This window comes from Limnothrix redekei LRLZ20PSL1 (genome assembly GCF_043235035.1).
Classification (GTDB): domain Bacteria; phylum Cyanobacteriota; class Cyanobacteriia; order CACIAM-69d; family CACIAM-69d; genus CACIAM-69d.
The window spans coordinates 18177-41012 of the sequence record NZ_JAZAQF010000016.1 but is presented as its reverse complement, the minus strand read 5'-3'; the positions used below and the strand labels follow the sequence as shown (position 1 = coordinate 41012).

The window sequence follows — 22836 nt, the reverse complement described above, 5'->3', positions numbered from 1 at the left end:
AGGCTTGGGGTTTGCCATCGACCATTCCCAAAAACACTCCCAAATTTTCAGCAGACTTTTTAGAAAACCTTCAGAATCAATCGCAATCAATCGCTCCACGATTTTTATCATTGCGTGGTTTGTGTCATGCCTTCGCTGACCTTTTGGGGTGATCGAATCTTGAGCTTTGCCCCAGAACCTGCGCTGGAATCTAAATTGGAAGTTTTGCTTGAAAATTTCGCTTAGAAGTCTTGGATTCATGGAAATTTTGTATCAAAAAGATCAAAAAATTAAAAAATAGCCAAAAAAAACCAGCTCCCACGGCTTTTAAAAAAATGCGTTAGACTAACCGCCAGCGCCATTGTGATCGATCGCTCAAATGCTCTTGAGGTACAGATCATGGGACTTTCTCAAACAATCCAAGTGAAGCGACTCGACTCCATGAAGTCGGGAATGGCAGAGTTTTACACGCCCCAATCCTGCCATGAAACAATGTTGGTGCAAGTGCCGGCCATGGCGCGGGATGATTTATTTGTGCATCGGTTTCAGACCGATCAATTGTTGGTGGTGCGGGGCAATTTTGTGATGGTGGTGTTGCACAACCGTCGCTATCAATACATTCCTTTGAGCGATCGTGTGCCGGTGGTTTTAACCATTCCGCCCGGTGTGCCCCATGGTGCTTTGAATTTCAGCCAAGATCCCTGTTTGGTGGTGAATGCTGTGGTGCGTCACGGAGCAGCCCATCGCCTTGACTATCGACCCATGAAACCACCCTTTGCCTACGATTTGGCAGTGGCGGAACAATCCTTGGCAGCTCTGTTGAATTGTGTGGAAGCGGCGGCTTAATCGACCGCTCGAATCGACCGCTCGAATCGCCCGATCGATCGGTCGTTGGCTCGATCGCTTCATCAGGACTGACGCAACAGATAGATCACTTAGATCACTGATTTCAACGGGTAGATCACTGATTTCAACGGGTAGATCACTGATTTCAACGGGGTTCGGCTTCCAATTCCTGAAGCCTGGCTGCAATTCGTTCTCCAAAATCGGGATCGTTGTTCGCCAAGCTCAGGAGTTGCACATATTCCTGGGGTTTCAAACCCGCCTGCTCGATCGCCTCGAAAGCCTCCAGCTCAATTTCCTGCTCCAAGCGGTTGGCTTCCGGTTCGGTTTCCGCTTGGCGCAACTCTCCTTCCCGCCGCTCCAACAGGGCCAGCACTTGCAAATAGGCCCGCACGAATTGGGTCACCTTTTCGGCCGGCACGGCGCTGGCATCGGGTGAAATCGGGGCGGCTTCCACGGGCGCGGCCAGCGGGATCGGTTCCGTGGCGGCCCAGGCGGGGATCAAGGCGCTGCCCCAAAGCCCGCTGACTAAGCAGCCGATCAACCCGATCGAGAGGAAAAGTTTGCCCACCGATCGCCCGGCTTGGCGAAGGCGATCGCCCCAAGGAAGGCGCGAAAACTGGCTCGATCGATTGGCCATGGCTTTGTCTGCGGTTGTGCTGATGGGCTGGAGCTGCCGATTGGTTCTAGCTGATGAAGCTGGGCCGTTTATTTGAGCCGATCGATGGCGCTGAGATTGCTGTTGATCGCCCTATCGATCGACCGGATGTTGGCCATAGTGTGGCAATACCGTAGACCAATGGGGCCGAATGTCCTTTGCCCAATCCTGTTGGGCCAGTTGCAAAAGGGCGATCGCGTCTTGGCCCAAATCTGCCTCCGCCGTCACAGTCAGACAGGGAGCCGGTTGCTGGGCGATCGTGGTTTTCCACTGTTCCGGAGCCAAGACCCGATCGCTCAAATGGGTCACCAAGCCCGCCGCCGTGACCTCATAAATGCCCCCATGCCATTCTCCTCGTCGGGCCGGCATTTGCACCGCCAACCATTCGCCCGGTTGGGCCCGTTGGCGCTGTCGCCAGGCCGCCGCCGCCAGGGTGGAATAGCCAAACAGCGGGAGATCCAACTGTTGCGCAAGGGTGCGGGCCGCCACCACGCCAATGCGGGTGCTGGTGAAACCGCCGGGGCCGATCGCCACCGCCAAAAGCTGCACCGCCGACCAAGGCAGGGGATACACAAACTCCGACAGTCGATCGTGGAAATCGCTGGATAGTTTTGTGCCCAATTCCCAAACCCGCCCCACCATGTCACGGGGCGAGTCTCCCTTGGCCAATCCCAACTGGGCGCTGGCGGTGTGGATAGCGATGCCCCAACGGTTCCCCTCAGTCATGCGGCAATCTTGTGCTCTTGAAATGCTGTTGAAATGCTCTTGAAAGCTGATGTTGAAATGTTGAAAGACTGTTGAAGTTCTAATCTTGCCAGCTTCCGGCAAAGATGCTGCCTGCGGCCCGCGCGATCCGCTCCAAGTCTTCATCCAACAGCGGCGGCCAGCTCACCCCCTGTCGATCACCCTGTTCGTAGGCCTCGCGACTTTCTACCGCAATCCGATAGAGCGGCCCAGCCAACTCCCGGCTGAGGCTGGGGGTTCCTTCCAAAGCGTTGTAGACCATTTTCAGGGCCAACAGAATGGAGGTAACTTGTCCGGGAATTGGGGGTTTGCCTGCCTTCAGCCGATTCAAAAATGCATCGGCATTTTCAGAACTCGCGTTGCCTTGGCCAATCAAAAAGCCGCGGGCGGTTTCGTAATCCATAGACAGGGTTGGGTTGAATCAGTTGAATCAACAGATAGCGTTCATGCCAACAGGGCCAATTGTTAATTAACCCAAGGCACCGAGAAATGGGCCGGGACGATCGAGCAAGGGTAAACCAGCCGATAGAATGGTTGCACCTCAAGATATTACTGAAAACAGCCCCCATCGATCGTGCTAGACCTGAAGCTACTGCGTGCGAATCCTGATGATGTACAAGCACGCCTGAACCACCGTGGCCAATACGATATTGCTCCGATTTTGGAACTCGATCGGGCAGTGCGTGACTTGGAACAGCGGCGCAATGATCTCCAGGCCCGCAGCAACGAAATTGGCAAACTGGTGGGCCAAAAGATGAAGCAAGGGGCCGATCCCCAGGGGGCAGAAGTGGCGGCCCTGAAGGAAGAAGGCAACCAACTGAAGGCCCAATTGGCAGAGCTGGAACCCCAGGAACGGGACTTGAAAGCGCAAATTGAAAGCGCCCTGATGACCATTCCCAACTTGCCCGACCCCACCACCCCGATCGGGAAGGATGAGGACGACAACGTGGAAATTCGGCGGTGGGGCGAGGCATTGATCCCCACGCGATCGGACATTTTGCCCCACTACGAAATTGGCGAAAAGTTGGGTTGGTTGAACTTTGAACGGGCCACCCGCATTGCCCAAAGCCGATTTGTGGCGCTGATTGGCGAAGGGGCCGCCCTGGAGCGAGCGTTGATTAGCTTCATGCTCGATCGCCACATTGCCGCCGGTTATCAGGAAGTGTTGCCCCCCATTCTGATTAACTCCGCCTCGTTAACCGCCTCGGGCCAGTTGCCCAAGTTTGCGGAGGAAAGTTTCAAGTGCGATCGCGATGATCTGTGGCTCGCGCCCACCGCTGAAGTACCGGTCACCAGCCTTTACCGCGATGAAATCTTGACCGATGATCAGTTGCCGATTTACCACTGCGCCTACACGCCCTGTTTCCGGCGCGAGGCCGGCAGCTATGGGCGCGATACTCGCGGACTCATTCGGTTGCACCAGTTCAACAAAGTGGAACTGTTTAAGTTTGTGTCACCGGAAACCTCGGAGGCAGAACACCAACAATTGCTCCAGGATGCAGAGGGCGTGTTGCAGGCCCTGAAGCTGCCCTATCGGGTGTTGCAACTTTGCACGGGTGATATGGGTTTCTCGGCCCAAAAGTGCTACGACTTGGAAGTTTGGCTGCCCTCCCAAAACAAATATCGAGAAATTTCCAGTTGCTCGAACTGTGGCGATTTCCAAGCCCGTCGGGGGAATTTGCGGTTTAAGGAGGCGGGCAAAAAGGGAACCCAATTCCTGCATACCCTCAATGGTTCCGGGCTGGCTGTGGGCCGAACGATGGCGGCAATTTTGGAAAATTACCAACAACCGGATGGGTCGATCGCCGTGCCGGAAGCCCTGCAACCCTACCTGGGCGGCAAAACGGTGCTGGGAGCGGCAACCCGTTAACCGCTCAACACAGCACCACCGCAGCGCCACCGTAGCACCACCGCAGCAAGGGCGGAGAGGCCATCACAGTACAATCAGGAAACCGATCAAACCGGAATCTTGGTTAGCGGCTATTGACCGTTGATTAACCCTGATTCAGCATTGGGTTCATCAAAATTGGGTTCGTCAACTATGGCAGGCGATCGAACGGCACAGTCTGGCTCTCTTGATCCCAAAATGACCTACTACGACCTTTTGGGGCTGCATCCCTCGGCGGATGTGATTGAAATTCGGCGGCAATATCGCGAACTGAGCAAGGCCTATCACCCGGACACAACCGAGTTGCCGCTCCCGATCGCCACGGTCAAATTTCAAGAGTTGAACCAGGCCTATGCGGTGTTGAGCAATCCCGATCGCCGGGAGCAATATGACCTCTCGATCGGCTATTCCCGCTGGACGGTGGTGCAGCCCTGGCAAAATTTGCAGCCCCCCAGTTCCTTCGAGTCTTCCAATTTGTACTTGGATCCGACCGATCGCCCCCTATCCGGCGGGGAACTGTTTGCCCTGTTTACGCTGGGCCTGTCCTTTGTGGGCTGTTTGGCGTTGGTGTTGGTGGTGGGAATTTTGCGGGGAGAAATTTCCCTCACCCAAATTGCTGGATTGTAGGTTTGTTGACATCCTCCCCGTCCTAAAGGAGCGGGGATTCCGGCCCTAGGCAAACAACCGCAGTTGCTCGACTAGACCACGGGTTGACGCTTCATCGACTGCTACCAGCGAACTGGATTTACGCTGGCCTCCACGTCCGTTTTGAGTCTCGGACTGCCCGCCCGCGACTTTGATGTTGATGGCGGCATTCACATCGCGATCGTGAATTGCCCCGCAGTGCATACAGACCCACTCGCGTACATCAAGGGTTTTCTTGCCACCCAATTGGCCACAAGATGAACATCGCTGACTGGTTGGCTCCCATCGGCTAATCACCTGGAAATCCCGCCCGTAGCGGATCGACTTGCCCTCGATCATTTGGCGGAAGCTGTACCAGCCAGCATCAGAAATCGCCCTTGACAATTTGCGATTTTTCACCATGCCCGACACATTCAAATCTTCCAGAACGATCGCTTGGTTCTCGCGAACGATTCGGGTCGATAGCTTGTGCAGGAAGTCAGTTCGTTGATCCTTGATGCGGGCGTGAATCCGGGCCACCTTGCGTCGGGCTAGATATCGGCGCTTGCTGCCCTTAACCTTGCGGCTGAGGGATTTTTGAGCGCGGCGCAATCGCTTCAGGGATTTGGCTAGAGGCTTGGGACTTAGTACCTTTTCACCCGTGGACAGAGTGGCGAAGGTTGTTAATCCTAAGTCGATACCAACTCCATCATTGATAGCCTTCAGAGCGATCAGATCCACTTCACAGACAAACGATGCAAAGTAGCGATCAGCTGCATTCTTGATGATCGTGACTGATGATGGATCCGATGGCAGATCCCGCGACCACTTGACCCGCACACAACCGATCTTGGCTAGGTAAACTGAGTTGGGTTTAACCGAAAAACCGTTAGTTGTGAAGCGAATGGATTGAGTTGAGTGTTTCTTTTTGAACTTCGGAAACCCAATCTTGCGACCTTTCCGCTCACCCTTCAAGCTTTTGAAGAAATTGCGAAAAGCCAGATGGGCATCTTGCAAGGATTGAACTAACGGCACAGATGCAACTTCTGACAACCATTCACGTTCAACGGTTAGCTTGGCTTGGGTGATCACCCGTTTCTGAATTTCAGTATCGCTAACTTTCTCCCCTTGCTAATAGAGTTCTTGACGCAATCGAATTGCATCGTTGTAGACCACACGAGCGCAGCCAAATGTTTTTGCCAGCATTAATCTTTGCAGGCGATTGGGATAAATTCGGTAGCGGAATCGTGCTTTTATAATTAACACTATAAGCGGGGTTGGTCGAAAAAGCCGCCCTAGAAGGGCGGGGCTTGTACCCTTTATTTTGGTCAAGTTCCCAACACCAACCCAGCCCGGGGACTTGCTACGATGATCGGCACGGTATCTCTCGGCGGCCCGATTTGACTGGATGAATCGATCGCCCATCGAGCTGGTGGCGGCCCGAGCTGGGTTGTGAGGGGTGGGTTTCCTGCCCGATCGACCCGCAGCCACGGCCAACTCCAGCCCCCGATCGCTGATTTATTCAGCGGAGATCCGATTGCTGATTTCAGACTTCCCTATGGATAGTGACGGTAGTAGTCGTCCGCTCGAACCGCTTCTGCATTCTGCCTTCCCTCTTTCCCATCCAATCGCAGACCAAAAAGGATCGCCTGCCCTAAAATCGCCCCAAAATTCGGCCTCAGCCTCTGTCCTAAAATCGGCCTCGAAATCTAGCGATCCTCCGTCCCCCGTTCTGTTGTCGCGTCCGGCGATGTTGACGGAACCCCCCTCGGCGGTTTGGGCCCGCTGTTTGGGAACGACGATCGCCCTGTTAACCCTGACCTTGCCTTGGATGGCGGTGGTTTACTCCAATTGGGATGCGATGCCCTCCACTGCCCTGCCAACGCCAGCGGTCTTCCGTGCGGAACAGCTAATGCCTTAATCGCTCAAGCGAGCTTTGGGCCTTGGATAGATTCGCAAATTGGACAGATTCGCAAACTGGACAGATTCGCAAACTGGACAGATTCGCAAACTGGACAGATTCGCAGTGCTCAGGATCCTGAGTGTCGATCGTTCTGAGCGACCAATTCCGCCGCCCGATCGCCGGTTGCTACCCCTGGGGTCGCGCTCCATGCAATTATTGGAGGGCCAAAAGGGGCGCTCCGATCGCGCCCGGTGTCTGTCAGGATCGATGCCCAACCCTTGATCGCCTGAGGGTTAAGAAGCTGGGCCCCAATCCAGCCATTGCAGGGAGTCAATGATGATGGACGATCGGGCGCGATCGACTGGAGTTTGCTCTGGCGCAAGCAAGTATTCAAGCAAGCTTTTAGGATCGAGACCATGGATCTGTCGCGCATTCCTGCCCAACCGAAGCCCGGAATTGTGAACGTGCTGGTGGAAATTCCCGGTGGCAGCAAGAACAAATACGAGTTCGATAAGGATATGCAAGCCTTCGCCCTCGATCGGGTGTTGTATGCCTCGGTGCGCTATCCGTTTGACTATGGCTTTATTCCCAACACCTTGGCGGATGATGGCGATCCCCTCGATGGGATGGTGATTATGGATGAGCCGACCTTCCCCGGTTGCGTGATTGCCGCGCGTCCGATCGGCTTCTTGGAAATGGTGGATGGGGGCGATCGGGACGAAAAGATCCTTTGTGTTCCCGCTGCGGATCCCCGCTATGCCGGTGTGAACTCCCTGAAGGACATTCACCCCCACCGCTTGGAAGAAATTGCTGAATTCTTCCGCACCTACAAGAACCTGGAAAAGAAGGTGACGGAAATTCTTGGTTGGCAAGAGGCGGACAAGGTGGCGGCGCTGGTTGACAAGTGCGTGGCTGCTTACCAGTAATTGCGCAGTTAACCTGGCCTAATTCAAGTGGGTCTAATTCAAGTTGACTGCATTCAAGTTGGCTGAATTCAAGTTGGCTGAATTCAGGTTGACTTAACTGCTGAAGTTGACTCAATTCAAGTTGGTTTGATTTGGCTCAACTCGTGCGGCTCAACTTTGGCTGAACGAGTTGCTCAACAGCTCAACAGTCGTTGTGGACTAGTTGCCATTCAACGGGCGATCGGGGTGATGGAAACGAACGGATGGGCGATCGGGCGGTTGAAATCCTGGGCGAGTCTTTGGACGTTTAGCCTTTTGGGTGCGATCGCCCTGTGGGGCTGCGGGTCGGCGGGCCCTCAGTTTCAAGGGGGATCCTTGCCGCCGGCCGCTGAATTCAACAACTCAGCCGGTTCCGCCGAAAGTCGTCCTTCCCCGATCGCCCAACCGGGCCCCGTGCGGGCATTTTTTAACCACAATCCTGCTAGCCAATATCGCGATCCCTACCGGGGCATTGAGCGATCGGGCGATGACCTTGAAGGGCGAATGGTGCAGTTGGTCGAAAGTGCTCGATCGACCGTGGTGGTGGCCGTGCAGGAATTGCGCTTGCCTCGGTTGGCCCAAGCCTTGGTCGATCGCCACCGGGCCGGCCTGCAAGTCCGGGTAATTTTGGAAAACAGTGCCCGCCGTCCCTGGAGCAGCTACAGCCCGGAGGAGTTGGCGCAACTGAGCGATCGGGAGCGATCGCGCATTGAAGATTATTTCCGACTGGGCGATCGCAACGGCGATGGAACCGTCAGCGAGGCGGAGGTGCTGGCAACCGATGCCATGGTGATGTTGGCCCAGGCCGGCGTGCCCACCCTCGACGACACCGCCGATGGGTCTAAGGGATCGGGCCTGATGCACCACAAGTTCATCGTGGTGGACGGCAATCGATCGATCATCACCTCCGCAAACTTCACCCTCAGCGATGTCCATGGCGACATGGGCCGGCCCGCCAGTCGCGGCAATCCCAATAATCTGTTGGAAATTGACAGCCCCGTGGTGGCCGGTTGGCTGCTGGAGGAATTTGGGCTGATGTGGGGAGATGGGCCGGGCGGCCAGCCCGACAGCCGCTTTGGCACAAACAAGCCCCTGCGCCCCCTGCGATCGACCCAAGTGGGTGATGCCACCATTGGCATTCAGTTTTCACCCATGAAAACCGCCGTTCCCTTTGCCGAACGCACCAATGGAGTGATTGCGGCCACCGTGGGCCCAGCCACCCGATCGATCGATGTGGCCCTGTTTGTCTTTTCTGAGCAGGCGATCGCGGATGCCATGGAAACCGCCCATCGCCGAGGAGCCAAAGTGCGTGTGTTGGTGGATCCCAGCTTTTTGGCGCGGGACTATAGCGAAGCGCTGGATCTGTTGGGGGTGACCCTGCGCCGCAGAACCTGTGAACTGGAACCCAATCAGCGGCCTTGGAACCCGCCGATCACCACCGTTGGTTCCCCGGAGTTGCCCATGGGTGACCTGCTGCACCACAAATTTGGCTTGGTGGATGGGCAAACGGTGGTGACCGGTTCTCACAACTGGTCGGCGGCGGCCGATCGCCTCAATGATGAAACCCTGTTGGTGGTCAAGCACCCGATCGTGGCGACCCTGTTTCAGCGGGAGTTCGATCGCCTCTGGAGCAACGCCACCACCGGCCTCACCCCGAAGCTGAAAGAGCGCCTCGCAGCCGATCGGGCCCGCTGTGGTTCCTAGGGGTTGCCTCAACCCATTCAGTAAATTCAGCCTATTCAGCAAGTTCAGCGCATCCCGAGCTTATTCAGCGCTTGACCCAGCCCGTTGCGGTTCTTGCGGCTTCCTCCATGCCCCGATCGTGACCCATCGAAAACCCGATCGAAAACAATCACGAATTGCGTTTTAGGCGGATTGGGCCAATTCCGCGTGAACTTCAGAAATGGGGAAGACAATCAGAGCTACCAGCAGCCCCAAACCTGAGGCTATGCTCAAAGCACGATTTCTTCCCGGTTTAGTTGATTTCTGATGGCCCCACCCATGAATGCCGTCCCCACTGCATCGATTATTATTCCCGCCTATAACGGGGCAAAAACCATTGCTGAAACGATCGAATCCGTCCTGAATCAGACTTTGCGGGACATCGAAGTGATCGTTGTAAACGATGGTTCCACCGACAACACCTCCGACGTGGTGCGGCAATTCACAGACCCCCGCCTGAAGCTGATTGAACAGGAAAATGCTGGTGTGGCCGCTGCCCGCAATCATGGGGCCATGATGTCCCGAGGGCGATATCTAACCTTTATTGATGCGGATGACTTGTGGACACCGGACAAGGTGGAAGATCAGGTTAATGCCCTTGAAGCCAACCCAGAAGCCGGAGCCGTTTACAGTTGGATTGATTGGGTAGATGAAGAGGGAAATTATATTCGTGACGGGGGCTTTATTGACACGGAATATAACACCTACTTACAGATTTTATTGATTGACATTGTGCAGTCGGGATCAAACACAATGATCCGACGCGATGCCTATTTTGAACTGGGAGGCTACGAAGGATCGCTGCACCCGGCCGAGGATTGGGATTTTTGGTTGCGCTTGGCGGAGTCCTATGAGTTTATTTGTGTGCCGAAATTACAGGTACACTATCGCCAGGTCAGGGGTTCTGCCTCCACCAATGCAATCAAGATGGAGCAGGTGAGCTTGGCGATTATTAACCGAGAGCGCCAACGCCTCAGTCAAAATCCAGCCGATCGCAAGCGTTTTGGCAAGCTGGTGCAAATGACCCTGAATAATCGCTATAAATTTCTGCTTTATAAAGCGATGGATGGGGGAATTCACCGCAACCGCGCTTTTTTGGCCCTGCGCTATTTGGCCTATTGGATTTGGCGCGATAATTGGGAATTTGTGCGGGAAAACCGTGATTGCACAATCAAGATTTTGACCAAGATTTTGGTCTTTATCTTTTTGCCCAATCGGTTAGCTTGGAAGTTTGTTTATCGCTACCGATCGCACTTGGAAATCGAAAAGGCAGTGCTCTGGACAATTAAGGTCAAACTACCCGAGTTCTATGAAAAATTGCCGCCGGAAGATGTGCCGATTCGAGTCAGCCAAAAGCGCTTGGCCCGATCGCGATCGACCGCCATGGACTCTTCTCGACGGTAGGGAGAAGGGGGCATGGTGCGGATGATGTTGTCTAAGTCCACCAGCACCTCCAGGGCCGTTTGGTAGCGATCGGCAACGGCCGGTTGCAAGAGTCGATCGAGCACCAAGCCCAACCCTTCGCTCACCGAGTCAGACACCGGCAAGTGCTTCCGTTGGGACGCATCTAGCGAATCTCCATTGCCCGACAGCTCATCTCGCCATTGGGCCAACTGTTCTCGCCAAGGCCACTGGCCCGTTAGGGGGTTGTATAGCTCCTCCGGTTCCACACCGGTCAGCAGAAATACGCAGATCGCTCCCACGCTGTAGAGATCGCTGGCGGGATAGGCCTGGCCGCCGCGCAATTGCTCATCGGGGGCATAGCCAGCCGTGCCGATTTTCGTGCCGGGGCGGCTTTGGGTGTTGGCTTCCAGCACTTTGGCCACGCCGAAATCGATCGGGACAATTCGCTGATCCCGTTGACGACGAATCAGGTTCAAGGGCTTTAGATCCCGGTGAATCGTGCTGCGATCGTGCACAAATTGCAACACGGGCAGCAAATCTCGCAGGAAAGCCAGCAGCTTGGCTTCGCTGAACGGGCCCGATCGTTGCAATTCCCGATCGATGGTTTCCCCGGCGATGTATTCCTGCACCAGGTAGAGGTAGCCCCCTTCTTCAAAAAATCCCAACAGGGCGGGAATTTGGGGATTGTCGCCCAAATCTCGCAGCCGCAGGGCCTCGCGGGTGAACAGCTCAATCGCCTTGTCGCGGCCAGCGGGGGTTTTGGCACTGGGCAAGAACTGCTTAATGGCGCAGGGGGTATCCAGCCGATCGCGATCGATGCCCAGGTAGGTACGTGCAAATCCACCACGGCCCAGGGGGCGAATGGCGCGGTAGTGCCCCCGCAACAGCAAGGGAGCACCGCAATTGAGGCAAAAATTCCCCTGATCGGGATTGTGCGGGCGATCGCACTGAGGGTTTAGGCAAAAACTCACAGCCAGGGATTCAAGCGAGGAGAGATACGAAAATGATTGATTTGATCAAACTCGATGATTTCGGTGCTTGTCATGATTCTTAACCATAACGTTCAGAAAATCCCGCTAATCTAACGATCGAGTCACCCAGCGATCGAGACAGGATTTTGCTTTGGCCGTCTTTCGCCGTGGTTAAGTGCTGCCCTGTGTCGGCAACCGTCGCAACCTAACTGTTTTCAACCTAACTGTTTTAGGGGCCCGCGTTCGGTAGGGGGTGTGGATTTCTCCCCCGCTGCCTTTGCCCAGGAACCGCACAAAATTGGCAAACTGGTATTCGCAGACTTCTCAACTTCTTTAACATGAGCGTCAATTTAGCAACCAAGCTACGCGAAGGCACGAAAAAATCACACAGCATGGCAGAGAATGTCGGCTTCGTGAAGTGCTTTCTGAAAGGCGTAGTCGAAAAAAGCTCCTATCGCAAACTGGTGGGCAACCTCTACTTTGTCTACACGGCAATGGAAGAGGAAATGACGAAGCACAAAGATCACCCGGTTGTTGCACCGATCAACTTCCAAGAGCTGTATCGCAAGAGCAGCCTGGAGCGCGATTTGGCTTACTATTACGGCTCCAATTGGCGCGAAGAAGTGAAGCCTTCGACCGCCGCCCAAGACTACATTGCTCGGGTGCGGGAAGTGTCGGCCACGGCTCCCGAACTGTTGGTGGCCCATTCCTACACGCGCTATTTGGGTGATTTGTCCGGTGGGCAAATTCTCAAGAACATTGCCGTGAATGCCATGAACTTGACCGATGGCCAAGGAACGGCTTTCTATGAGTTTGAAACCATCTCTGATGAGAAGGCTTTCAAGAACCAATATCGGGCAGCGTTGAACGAATTGCCGATCGATGAAGCCACGGCCGATCGCATTGTGGATGAAGCCAATGATGCGTTTGGCAAGAACATGAAAATGTTCATGGAATTGGAAGGCAATTTGATCAAGGCGATCGGGCAAATGTTGTTTAACACCCTGACCCGCCGCCGCAGCCGGGGCAGCACGGAAGAGCTGGCCACCGCTGAATAGGCTAAGTCAATTGGCTTGATTGGGTAACGGACACTGGGGACAATTTATTACAATTTTCTCAGGAAACCAGCACCCAGATTCAGGGGGCGATCGGGCGATCGTCCCCTGAATTGTTTGAGCGCTTGGCCTGTTGAAGAATGTGCAGACCAGTGGCTATTCCAGCACCTTAGAAGATGTTTGAAAAGAGGATATTTGAAAGGCCTCTTACAGCCCTGATCAAGCCTCAGTCGTCGTGGGGGCAAGGGGCTTAAGCCCCTTGTCTACATTGATCAACTTGTCTACGTGGATCGCTGGGGCAAGCAGTGCATTAATTTTGGCTTTTTAGATATGCTCCTAGGTCGATCGATTTGGCAGTTGCCAGCATCTTGCCTTCAAGGGGCCTGAAATTGCCTTAAAACAATTGCCTCAAAACGGCCTGAGTTTGGGCTGCGGTTTTGGCCCAACTGAACTGACTGGCGCGATCAAGGCTGCGTTGATGTAACTCCTGCCAAAGTCGGTCATCGGTGGCCACCTGCACCATCGCATCGGCAATGGCGCGGGGCTGCTCCGGGTCAATCAACAACGCCGCATCACCCGTCACCTCCGGCAACGAAGCCAGATTGGAGGTGATCACGGGCGTGCCGCAGGCCATGGCTTCCAGGGCCGGAATCCCAAAGCCTTCCCAGCGGGTGGGAAAAACCAGCGCGATTGCCTGGTTCAGCAACACCGGTAATTGCTCGATCGGCACATACCCTAAAAAGCGCACCCGATCGCCCAAACCCAATTCCGCAATTTGGGCCGCCAAGGCCGGTTGATAGCGCGGGTTCATGGGCCCAGCAATCCAAAATTGCCAATCATTGGCCGGAGCCGCCCGCAAAAATTGGGCAAAGGCCGCGATCGCCCCCGGTAAATTTTTGTACGGATCGTTGCGCCCCACATAGAAAAAATAGGAGCGGCGCGGCAGGTTTAAAAATCGATAACGATCGGCATTGTGGGCTAACGGAGTGACAGTAATTTTCTGGGCAGGAATTTGGAAAAAACGGCCCAAATCATCGGCCGTGGCCTGGGAATTACAGAGCAAATGGGTGGCCTGTTCGGCAACGCGGCGCACATAATATTTGCTGTAAAGATGCAGGCGCGATCGGGGCGGAAAAAACCGCAGCGGAATCAAATCATGCACCATCACCAGGGTGCGCAGGGCCCGAGTGCCAAACTGAATTGGGGCCTCGGGAACCGGACAAAACAGCAGCTCAACACCCGATCGACGGCACAGTTGCGGCAAGCGAAATTGCGTCCAAAACAGTCGCCGTAGATGACCCTTTGCGCCTAAATCTGAGGTCATGTTGGCGGGCACAAGCTGGTTACGAAACCCCACCATTTCCCAAGGGCTAAATAGCAAAGGATCCCGCGATCGCAAATAGGGCAACAGTTCGATCGCGTAGGTTGCCAAGCCCGTTGGTTCGGGAATCGCAAAGCTCAAATTAATCGCAAGGGTCATGATGCAAAAACGGGCAAGCGGGAAAATTGCCCCCGGGTTCATTGGGGCCAGAAACCAAAAGCACGCCCCAGAATCGGAGCGTGCCCTTGGTTATACAGTAGTTTGCGGAATTAAAAGAGTGATCGCTAAAAAAAGGCGCGATCGGGCATTCAAGAAAGGAATTGAAAAAGCAATTAAAAGGAAAGAAAAAACAAACAACTGAGTTTTGATTGCGCTTTAAAAACCACTCCGAAGAGCGTTTTTATTCAGATTGTTATGGTTTGTCGGTGGCGAATCACCAAGCCCCTTGATCAAGATGCCTTGACCAAAGCACCTTAGCCCAATTGCCGCGATAGCATTTTCTCGACGGTTTCTTGGGTTTCTCGCAGCAAGCGATCACGGTTTTCTTCCGCTTGGCCCGATGAAGGAACCAGGTTTCGCGCTTGCAAACTCATGTGCAATTGCAATTCGGCTACATAATCGCTGAAGCTTTCACGAACCGGTGCATCGCTTTTGTGGGTCAACATCGCTACTGCCAGAGAAGTAAAACGGCGTGATTCAAGCAGGTTGGCAAGCAGAGCCACTGTCTTCAAGATCTCACCAATTTCTAATTGATGCGGTCAACCAGCTTGATCATTAATTTACGAAATTTACGATCAATAGTTTACCGATCAATTGGCATTACCCATCAGTTTTAGGAAGCGCTCATGATTAATCTGCGATTAAATTGCGATTATCTTGAACTGATCTTCCGATGTTAATTTCAGCAAGCGAATTGACCGAAATTAAGGTTCCGAATGGGTGGGGAGATATTGATGGCGGTTGGCGCTTTGCTAACCGAGAAGAAAGTTATCACGGTGCGTTTCGGGCGGCCTCGTTCGTGCAAGAAACCTTAACTTTAGAGTTAACATTTCGTTGACAACGCTGCTCAAACGCCGCTGGCCAGGGGGCGAAAACTCCCGGCCGTAGCACAATAGCCGTAAACCACTACTCATCCCCGATCGACCAAGGTGGAGCCATCTCAAGACATCAGCCCCAACAGCACCGGCCCTCATGACACCAACGGCGAAGTCATCAACCACACGGAGACCAACCACACGGAGACCAACCACACGGAAACCAACCACACGGAGACCAACCACGCAGAGACCAACCCGGTGACCTCGGCGCTGGCCGCGGCGGACGGGCCCAATTTGCCTCCTTGGTTGGAGCAAGCGGCGGCCCAGTTGCTGACCACCCTGGGGCCCCAGGCCGATTTGCTCGATCGCCAGCCAGAAGCCCTGGCCGCGGCCCTCCAATGGCTGGGGCAACAGGGTTGGTTAGCCCTAAAAGTGCCCATCGAGTGGGGCGGCAAAGGCCTGAACGAAGAGGAATATGGTTGGTTTCGGGAGCAACTGGCTCGCTGTTCCGGTGCTTTGGCCTTTTTGCAAGCCCAGCACCAAACCGCAGCGGCGCTGATTGCCTCCGGAGACAATGACGACCTCAAGGCCCTCTACTTACCGGCGATCGTGCGGGGCGATCGACAATTGGGCATTGCCTTTTCGCATCTGCGGCGGGCGAATGATCCCCCGATCGAGGGGCGTGCCGTGGCCGGTGGCTGGGAAATTACGGGCACGGCTCCTTGGGTGACCGGGGTGGGGCACTTTCCCGAGGCGGTGTTGGCTGTGCCGACGACGGCCGGGGTGCTGTTCGGCATTGTGCCGCTGACGGCGGTGGAATCGGGCGATCGCAACATTCAGCCGAAGCCGCCCATGGTGTTGGGAGCCATGAACGCCACCCACACAGCAGCAGTCATGTTCGATCGCTGGCTCATTCCCGAAGCGGCCGTGATCGGCCTCAAGCCGATCGACTGGATTCAGCAACTCGATCGCCGGAACGCCCTGCAAGGGGTGTACTTCGCCCTCGGTTGCACCCAAGCGGCCCTCGATCGGCTAACGGTGCTGTTTCAGGAAAAACGCCTACTCACGATCGCCGTTGCCCACGACACCTTGCGCCGGGAGTTTGACCAATTGCGGCAACAGGTCTATGGCCACCCGATCGACAAACCCTATGCCCAAAAACTGCAACTGCGGGCCCAGGCGATCGCCCTGATGGGCCGAGCCACCCAAGTCACCCTCGTGGCCCAAGGGGGGCGAGGCATTCTGGCCACCAACCCCGCCTATCGATTGCAGGGCGAGGCTAGCATTTTTGCCACCAGTGGCCAAACGCCCGATATTTTGGCGGCAACGCTGGGGGCGATCGTGGGTAAATCGCCAATGGCCATTGATTAACGGTTATGGATTAATGGGCATTAATTAATAGGCACTGATTAATGGGCATTAATTAATAGGCACTGATTAATCGCCCTTTCATCCATAATCAACCACAATTCAATCGAATGACTGTGGATGAGAGTCATTTTCAGGAGCACTATGGCGCGATCGGGCTACACCTTACCGGTATTTGCGGCGGCAGCAGCCCGGGGGGCCCTGTTGCGGTTGCAAGGCGATCGCCAGGCGGTGGTCACCCTGGATCTGTTGGACGGACAAACCGCAGAAATTGCGCTGGAGTCGATTGCCCCGTTGGATGAACGCACCGCCTTGGCCATCACCCGCAGCGATCCGGGCGATAACCTGGATCTGACCAGAAATACTCCCGTTTGGGCTTGGGTGCAATTGATCGATCGCATCGATCGCGAAGACCTGCCCCTCCGGCTGGAGGGAGGCGAGGGAATTGGGCAAACGGCTGAGGGGCCGGCAATCTATCGCTTTGCCCGATCGCTCCTGGAACATAACCTGTTGCCCCTGGTTCCGCCCGATCGCGTGGCGGTGGTACGGTTGATTTTGCCAGAGGGGCGCGACTTAGCCAAACGCACATCTAACGAGGCTTTTGGGGTTTTGCAGGGGCTGTCGCTCCTGGGAACCAGTGGCATTTCCCAGCCCCACACGGCGACGGATCAACTGGATGCATCGCGCGATCGACTGGCAGCGGTTCTGGCCCACGATCGCCATGTGATTTTCTGCATTGGCAGCAACGGACAGCAGGTGGCCGATCGCCTCGGATTGCCCGCCACCGCCCTTGTGCCCGTAGGGAACTGGATTGGGGTCATGTTGGTGGAAGCAGCCTTGCGGGGAGCAGAATCGGTGTTGCTACTGGGATATCACGGCAAATTGCTGAAGCTAGCTGGGGGAATTTTCAACACCTCCAGCCACATTGCTGACGGCAAATTGGAAATTTTGGCAGCGGCGGCCCTGCGATCGGGAGGAGATGCCACCTTGGGGCGATCGATCCTAGCCAAAAGCACGGTGGCCGAAGCGGTGCAGGATTTGCAGCGGTTGGGCTGGAGCCAGCGCGTTTTGGGGCAACTGGCCGCCGCCATTAGTGAGCGATCGGCCGCCTATGCCCAAAAATACGCCGATCGCCCTTTGGCCGTGGCCGTGGCCCTGTTCGATCGGGCAGGCAACATCCTGGCCACGGGCGGCCCTTGCGATCGCTGGTCGATTCCAACAATTCCAACAACTGATGAGTTGATTAACTGATGAGTTAATTGGTTGATGAGTTAATTGATTAATTGGTTGATGAGCTGATTAGCTGATTAACCGCCCGCTAAGGGGTGGCTTCAAACCAATGGCAACCCGCACAGGGGCCACTGGGATTCACGGCACAACGCAACTGGGGTGATCGGGCATTGAACCGACAGCTCAAATTACCAATGACGTAGCCCGCTCCCGGAATGTGGGTCAGTTCCGGGGGCTGAGGCCCCGAGAAGGACGGCCGGGGCGATCGGGTCGTCAGGCGGGCCCGGGCAACCGTGGTTTGTACCAGGGCTTCATAGCGGCGGACGGCCCGCAGGGACAACAACGGTGGCAGCAGGGCGATCGAGAACAGGATCAATAGCGCCAAAGCAGTAACCATCGATAACGAAGCAAGGGGTGGCACATCATCCGATCGATAGCACGCTTTTGGGAACTTGTCCGGTGGTTGGTTCCTGGCCCTGGCCTCGATCACGCCAGTCTCGATCGCACTGCCGATCAGGCACTGACGATCAAGTGCGGTTTTTTGTCCGCTGGCTCTGGCTAGGGTGTGCGCCAAACTCGCAGCAGCTCATGGCCACCCCGCTGAAATTCGTAGGTGGTGGGCAAAATTTCCACCCGCAGGCCCCGATCGACCAAGTGATCGATCGTGGGTTGCACATGGGGCGATCGGGTCACCTGATAGTTTTCCAGCAACGGAAACACCCGCACTTCCTGCGCCACCCGGGCTAATTCCACGATCGATTGCTGATGAAATTCCAGGGAAAATTGAGCGGAATAGGTAAAGAGCAAATGGGAGCAGAGCGCTAACTCAAACTCCCCATCCCCAAAGGGCAACTCTGGCAAGCAGCGTGGTTGGTAGCGCTGGTCTTGCAATCCAGCGGGAAAATCCGCCAAAAATTCCCCCATTGCTTGCAACCGATAGTCCGCCAAAGCTTCCGGCGTGGGCAATTCCGCAGACCACACAAACCAATCGTGGTTTTCGTGCAATCCCGCCACGATTTTGGGACAGGTTTCCTCAATCCGTTGGGCAATTTCCGCCGCCGAAAACTGATAGATCGGGTCGCAGGAAATCACCCGTTTTCCCAACCGATGCATCGTCGCATTAAAGCTGGCCGGCCCACCGGCACAGTCGAGGATCGATCGCTCCAAATCCTCCCCCGTGAGGGAAAACATTTTCCGATAATCCTCAAACGATCGCCCCCAAGGCACCACCTGCGTCAGTTGAAAGGCCATATTTTGTTCACCTTTTGCTCACCCTTTCCATCACCATTTGCATCATTTCAACGGCCATGATTCAATTTTTAGACCCCAGCTTTTAATAGGCTCGTCGTCACCGCGTTCGGGCCTGTCAGGTTAAACTGTTTGGGTAATCTGCAAGCACGTTGGAGTTGTAGACGCTCTGTGACCGCTCGTTTACCCGTCGTCGAATCCGCCTCAATTGTTGATCCTCGCACGGCCAGTACGGCACAGGTTCCAGCGCCCCCGGGAGGCTGGCGCGGCCTGATCGAAACCTATCGCCGCTACCTCCCCGTTACCGACTCCACGCCCGTTGTCACCCTACACGAGGGTAATACACCGTTAATTCCCGTCCCGTCCGTGGCCGATCGGATTGGGCGTGGCGTGAAGGTTTACGTGAAATATGACGGTCTGAATCCCACCGGCAGCTTCAAAGACCGGGGGATGACCATGGCCGTGACCAAAGCCAAGGAAGCCGGAGCCAAGGCGGTGATTTGTGCCAGCACGGGCAACACCTCCGCCGCTGCTGCTGCTTATGCCCGCCGGGGTGGCCTCAAGGCTTTTGTCTTGATTCCCGATGGCTATGTGGCCTTGGGCAAGCTGGCCCAAGCCCTGCTCTACGGCGCTGAGGTGCTGGCGATTCGGGGCAACTTCGATCGGGCGTTGGAGTTGGTGCGTCAAATGGCCAACGACTATCCGATCACCCTGGTGAACTCCGTGAACCCCTATCGGCTTCAGGGGCAAAAAACCGCCGCCTTCGAGGTGGTGGATGCCCTGGGCGATGCACCGGACTGGCTCTGTGTGCCCGTGGGGAATGCCGGGAACATCACCGCCTATTGGATGGGCTTCTGTGAATATCACCAGGAGCAACGGTGCCAGCGGTTACCCCGGATGATGGGCTTCCAAGCGGCCGGGTCTGCGCCGTTGGTGGTGGGCCGTCCGGTTTTGGATCCACACACAATCGCGACGGCGATTCGCATCGGCAAGCCCGCCAGTTGGGATAAGGCTCTGGCGGTGCGGGATGCCAGCCAAGGCGGTTTTGAGGCGGTCACCGATGAAGAAATTCTGGAGGCCTACCAACTGCTAGCGGGCGAAGAAGGCGTGTTCTGCGAACCGGCTAGCGCGGCTTCCGTGGCGGGGCTGCTGAAGGTGCGCGACCAAGTGCCCGCTGGGGCCACGGTGGTCTGCGTGTTGACGGGAAATGGGTTGAAGGATCCGGACACGGCCCTGAAAACCTCCCAAAACCAGTACCACCAAGGGATTGAACCGGAGTTGGCGGCGGTGGCCCAAGCGATGGGTTTCTAGGACGGGTTTCTAGGGCGAGTCGATCGCCCGGCTTGCCCCTCCCGTGAGTCGTTAGTCTGGCGGGGGGAATTAACCGGGGGCCATATCTTGCGAATCGGCTATTTTTGGGGCGTTGGTCATGGGGCCAGCGCCCTTTGTATTTGGTCAAAAACCGCCGCCCAATCCCCAATTTTGGGCTGGCGAAAGAGTCGGGCCGTGGGATACCAACGAGTGCGATCGGTGTTCAGCAGCCAGCGCCAATCGGGCACGGCCGGCAACAGAATCCAAACCGGTTTGCCGATCGCCCCGGCCAGGTGGGCCGTAGCGGTGTCTACGGTGATCACCCCATCCAGTTGGGCGATCGTGTGGGCCGTGTCCGCAAAATCCGTGAGTCGATCGCCCAAGGCGGGAATGCCCCGATCAGCTAGCCAGGCCCGCTCTTCGGGGCTGGTTTCCGTTTGCAAACTCAAAAACTGATAACCGGGCGATCGTAACAGGGCCGCCCATTGGGCCAAAGCGGTCGATCGCTTGCGGGCTGTGGCTCCTGTTTTGCCGGAAGCCCAAACAAATCCCCACCGTTGACCCGCTGGCGAGGCAATTGGTGAAGGTTCCGGCTCGATCGCCCCCTGGGTTGACGGTGGAAACCCTGGAAACGACTGCGGCGACTGAAGCGATGGGCCTAACTGAAAATAGGGAATATCCGCTGGAATGGTGGCCGGCGTGGTGCCAAAGGCGGCCGGCAAACTCATCAACGGCGACCAATAATCAAACGGCGGTGGCGTTTCCCCCCGGATCACCACCTGCGCCACACCCGCCACCGTCCCAAACAGCCGAGCCAGGGGCCTCGGACATTCCAGCAGCACCCGCGCTCCTCGGGCTGCCAACAGGGGAGCATAGCGCACAAAGTTCAGCGCATCCCCAAAGCCCATATCTGAATAGAGCAGAATGGTTTTGCCCGCCAGCGGTTGCGCTCCCGTCCAAACCGGTTGAGGAAAGGGAACCGGCGGCAGCCCTCGCGCCGTTTCCACACAAAACCAACGGTGCTCATAGTCCACGAGGCCCTGCTCCCATTGGCCGAGGGTCATTTGCACCATGCCCCGATTTGCGATCGCCTCATGGAAATCCGGCTCGATCGCCAAGGCCTGGTTATACTGGGCGATCGCGTCCTCATAGCGCCCCTGTTCCCAAAGGATATTGCCCAAGCTGTGGCGGGCTTTGGCGCATTGGGGCAACGCTGCCACCACCTGCCGAATATGGATTTCGGCGGGAATTAGGTCGCCTAGCTTTTCCAAAGCATTGGCCAGGTTGCGATGGGCATCCCAATGATTGGGATCCAGGGCGATCGCCCGTTCATATTCCGCCACGGCCGCCGGGAGTTGTTGGGCCTGTTTGAGGGCCGCTCCCAGATTGACCCGCAAGCCCGGATCCGCCGGCCGCAGAGAGATCGCCCGTTGATAGCAGTCGATCGACTGGAGCCAATGCCCCGATCGGTAATAGGCAATTCCTAAATTCTTCCAAGTGGCCCCATCGTGGGGGGCCGCCGCCGCCATCTGTTGCCACAGGGCGATCGCTCCCGACCAATCCCCTTGGCGGGCCAAACTCAACGCCCGATCGTGCATCACCGCCCCATGATCAGGAACGCATTGCCATCACCGGCCACCCACAGGCCACCCACCGTCATTTCTCGATCGCCACCCAAACCTTGCAACTATCTCGCAAAAGCCTAGAACCGGCCCATCGCTTGCTAATTAGTAATCGTATTCCACGAAATCCGCCGTCCCCGGTTCCCGGCGCACCGTCTGATCCTGACGGGCCCGAGGTAAATAGGTAGGAACCACTCGGATGGGGTGGAACGGTTGCGGGCTGTGGGGGGGTGCGCCATAGCCCCCTCGATTTTGCCGGGCCATGGTGGAAATTACCCCCGCCATCACAATGCTGCTGACCGTCAACACCATGCCCCCCAGGGCCCAAAGGATGCCGTTGCCCCATTGGCCCGGGGGTTGCTGTTCACCCCGGTTAGCCGCAATTTGCGCCAACTTGTCATCCAGAGCCATGGAAGTGAGGTTTTTTTCCTGGCCCTGCACAGCAGTGCTCAGTTTATCCACTGCCGCCGTTAGACGCTCCCGGTCTTTGCGGTCTTCTCGCAAGTCCGCTTGAATTTCCTTCAGTTGGTCTTCGCTTTTCCGCAGCCGCTCCTCCAGTTTGGCGATCGCGCTGTCGCCTGTGGGAGGGCTGGCCGTCGCATCAGCAGCACCATTCGCAGCGGCACTGGGGCGAGCGGCGGACAAGGCCGTGGGTGGCGGCGAGGGCAGCATGGTCACCGTGGGGGCCGGGGGCAGTTGGCCGCCCCCTTCAAGCAGGGGAACCCCACTGGGATTTTCCGACAACCCGGGAACCGAGGACGGAGGCGCGCCCACCGCAATCCATCCCTTCGCGACCGCAAATGCCAGCGATCCCGTAATGGCGCAGCCTGCTAAAAACGCTACTCGACCCTCGGCCATACTGATGCCTGTCTAAAACTTCTCGCCAATGCTAACTGACAATCCTGCAAAAGGGTAGACGGTCTTTTGCAGACCCAATGGGAATTTCCTGGGTTATCGCTCGGGA

General features: G+C 56.2%; 22 protein-coding genes and 1 pseudogene. 12 read left to right on the top strand and 11 right to left on the bottom strand.

Features of this window, described 5'->3' with window-relative positions:
* The first annotated feature begins 378 nt into the window (after nucleotides 1-378).
* The gene (locus VPK24_RS03210) at nucleotides 379-825 is read left to right on the top strand and encodes a dTDP-4-dehydrorhamnose 3,5-epimerase (protein ID WP_190529184.1); all 447 of its coding nucleotides are present in this window, start codon (nucleotides 379-381) and stop codon (nucleotides 823-825) included.
* A 145-nt stretch (nucleotides 826-970) separates the two neighbouring features.
* On the opposite strand, the gene VPK24_RS03205 is transcribed toward VPK24_RS03210, so the two are convergent.
* The 3 genes from VPK24_RS03205 to VPK24_RS03195 form a co-directional block, all read right to left on the bottom strand.
* Nucleotides 971-1462, bottom strand: coding sequence for a DUF4168 domain-containing protein (locus VPK24_RS03205; RefSeq protein ID WP_393010651.1), 492 nt, complete (start codon nucleotides 1460-1462; stop codon nucleotides 971-973).
* 111 nt (nucleotides 1463-1573) lie between these two features.
* A complete protein-coding gene (gene tsaB, locus VPK24_RS03200) occupies nucleotides 1574-2206 on the bottom strand; it encodes a tRNA (adenosine(37)-N6)-threonylcarbamoyltransferase complex dimerization subunit type 1 TsaB (protein ID WP_393010649.1) in 633 nt (210 codons plus the stop codon).
* A gap of 79 nt (nucleotides 2207-2285) precedes the next feature.
* Nucleotides 2286-2627 carry a Dethiobiotin synthetase gene (locus VPK24_RS03195; protein ID WP_393010647.1) on the bottom strand — a complete coding sequence of 114 codons (342 nt, stop codon included), beginning with the start codon at nucleotides 2625-2627 and terminating at the stop codon, nucleotides 2286-2288.
* A gap of 171 nt (nucleotides 2628-2798) precedes the next feature.
* On the opposite strand from VPK24_RS03195, the gene serS reads away from it, so the two are divergent.
* Nucleotides 2799-4094: a serine--tRNA ligase gene (gene serS / locus VPK24_RS03190; protein ID WP_190354487.1), complete on the top strand. Its 1296-nt coding sequence runs from the start codon at nucleotides 2799-2801 to the stop codon at nucleotides 4092-4094.
* Nucleotides 4095-4265: 171 nt separating this feature from the next.
* Nucleotides 4266-4739 (top strand): J domain-containing protein, encoded by a 474-nt coding sequence (locus VPK24_RS03185; protein WP_099533082.1) that lies wholly within the window; start codon nucleotides 4266-4268, stop codon nucleotides 4737-4739.
* A gap of 45 nt (nucleotides 4740-4784) precedes the next feature.
* Here the strand turns inward: VPK24_RS03185 and VPK24_RS03180 are convergent.
* Nucleotides 4785-5993: pseudogene (locus VPK24_RS03180) on the bottom strand (RNA-guided endonuclease InsQ/TnpB family protein).
* 493 nt (nucleotides 5994-6486) lie between these two features.
* Between VPK24_RS03180 and VPK24_RS03175 the strand changes: the two are divergent.
* The 4 genes from VPK24_RS03175 to VPK24_RS03160 all read left to right on the top strand — a co-directional run bounded on the left by VPK24_RS03175 (nucleotide 6487) and on the right by VPK24_RS03160 (nucleotide 10709).
* Entirely contained in the window at nucleotides 6487-6657 is a 171-nt protein-coding gene (locus VPK24_RS03175; RefSeq protein ID WP_393010644.1) for a hypothetical protein, read from the top strand.
* 398 nt (nucleotides 6658-7055) lie between these two features.
* The gene (locus tag VPK24_RS03170; RefSeq protein ID WP_099533103.1) at nucleotides 7056-7565 is read left to right on the top strand and encodes an inorganic diphosphatase; all 510 of its coding nucleotides are present in this window, start codon (nucleotides 7056-7058) and stop codon (nucleotides 7563-7565) included.
* A gap of 156 nt (nucleotides 7566-7721) precedes the next feature.
* Nucleotides 7722-9287: a phospholipase D-like domain-containing protein gene (locus tag VPK24_RS03165; protein WP_393010642.1), complete on the top strand. Its 1566-nt coding sequence runs from the start codon at nucleotides 7722-7724 to the stop codon at nucleotides 9285-9287.
* Nucleotides 9288-9584: 297 nt separating this feature from the next.
* Nucleotides 9585-10709 carry a glycosyltransferase family 2 protein gene (locus tag VPK24_RS03160; RefSeq protein WP_393010640.1) on the top strand — a complete coding sequence of 375 codons (1125 nt, stop codon included), beginning with the start codon at nucleotides 9585-9587 and terminating at the stop codon, nucleotides 10707-10709.
* On the opposite strand, the gene VPK24_RS03155 is transcribed toward VPK24_RS03160, so the two are convergent.
* A complete protein-coding gene (locus VPK24_RS03155) occupies nucleotides 10613-11680 on the bottom strand; it encodes a protein kinase domain-containing protein (protein ID WP_393010638.1) in 1068 nt (355 codons plus the stop codon). The genes VPK24_RS03160 and VPK24_RS03155 overlap by 97 nt on opposite strands.
* Nucleotides 11681-12018: 338 nt before the next feature.
* On the opposite strand from VPK24_RS03155, the gene VPK24_RS03150 reads away from it, so the two are divergent.
* Nucleotides 12019-12738, top strand: a complete 720-nt coding sequence (locus tag VPK24_RS03150) for a biliverdin-producing heme oxygenase (protein ID WP_099533078.1) — start codon at nucleotides 12019-12021, stop codon at nucleotides 12736-12738.
* 391 nt (nucleotides 12739-13129) lie between these two features.
* Here the strand turns inward: VPK24_RS03150 and VPK24_RS03145 are convergent, their stop codons facing one another.
* Nucleotides 13130-14215 (bottom strand): glycosyltransferase family 4 protein, encoded by a 1086-nt coding sequence (locus VPK24_RS03145; RefSeq protein WP_393010635.1) that lies wholly within the window; start codon nucleotides 14213-14215, stop codon nucleotides 13130-13132.
* Between VPK24_RS03145 and VPK24_RS03140 the strand changes: the two genes are divergently transcribed.
* A complete protein-coding gene (locus VPK24_RS03140) occupies nucleotides 14214-14417 on the top strand; it encodes a hypothetical protein (RefSeq protein ID WP_393010633.1) in 204 nt (67 codons plus the stop codon). The genes VPK24_RS03145 and VPK24_RS03140 overlap by 2 nt on opposite strands.
* Before the next feature lie 112 nt (nucleotides 14418-14529).
* Here VPK24_RS03140 and VPK24_RS03135 read toward each other — a convergent pair whose 3' ends face one another.
* On the bottom strand, nucleotides 14530-14721 hold the full coding sequence (locus tag VPK24_RS03135; protein ID WP_099533076.1) for a hypothetical protein: 192 nt from the start codon (nucleotides 14719-14721) through the stop codon (nucleotides 14530-14532).
* A gap of 483 nt (nucleotides 14722-15204) precedes the next feature.
* Here VPK24_RS03135 and VPK24_RS03130 point away from each other — a divergent pair, with 483 nt between their 5' ends.
* The gene (locus VPK24_RS03130; protein ID WP_393010631.1) at nucleotides 15205-16464 is read left to right on the top strand and encodes an acyl-CoA dehydrogenase family protein; all 1260 of its coding nucleotides are present in this window, start codon (nucleotides 15205-15207) and stop codon (nucleotides 16462-16464) included.
* Nucleotides 16465-16605: 141 nt separating this feature from the next.
* Entirely contained in the window at nucleotides 16606-17712 is a 1107-nt protein-coding gene (gene cbiD, locus VPK24_RS03125) for a cobalt-precorrin-5B (C(1))-methyltransferase CbiD (protein WP_393010629.1), read from the top strand.
* 67 nt (nucleotides 17713-17779) lie between these two features.
* Here cbiD and VPK24_RS03120 read toward each other — a convergent pair whose 3' ends face one another.
* Nucleotides 17780-18088: a DUF6464 family protein gene (locus VPK24_RS03120; RefSeq protein WP_393010627.1), complete on the bottom strand. Its 309-nt coding sequence runs from the start codon at nucleotides 18086-18088 to the stop codon at nucleotides 17780-17782.
* Nucleotides 18089-18249: 161 nt separating this feature from the next.
* Nucleotides 18250-18942 (bottom strand): SAM-dependent methyltransferase, encoded by a 693-nt coding sequence (locus VPK24_RS03115; protein ID WP_393010625.1) that lies wholly within the window; start codon nucleotides 18940-18942, stop codon nucleotides 18250-18252.
* A 204-nt stretch (nucleotides 18943-19146) separates the two neighbouring features.
* On the opposite strand from VPK24_RS03115, the gene thrC reads away from it, so the two are divergent.
* Nucleotides 19147-20250, top strand: a complete 1104-nt coding sequence (gene thrC, locus VPK24_RS03110; RefSeq protein ID WP_099533102.1) for a threonine synthase — start codon at nucleotides 19147-19149, stop codon at nucleotides 20248-20250.
* Nucleotides 20251-20366: 116 nt separating this feature from the next.
* Here the strand turns inward: thrC and VPK24_RS03105 are convergent, their stop codons facing one another.
* Nucleotides 20367-21848 carry a tetratricopeptide repeat protein gene (locus VPK24_RS03105; protein ID WP_393010623.1) on the bottom strand — a complete coding sequence of 494 codons (1482 nt, stop codon included), beginning with the start codon at nucleotides 21846-21848 and terminating at the stop codon, nucleotides 20367-20369.
* Between the two features lie 129 nt (nucleotides 21849-21977).
* Nucleotides 21978-22730: a hypothetical protein gene (locus VPK24_RS03100; RefSeq protein WP_393010621.1), complete on the bottom strand. Its 753-nt coding sequence runs from the start codon at nucleotides 22728-22730 to the stop codon at nucleotides 21978-21980.
* Nucleotides 22731-22836: the final 106 nt, after the last annotated feature.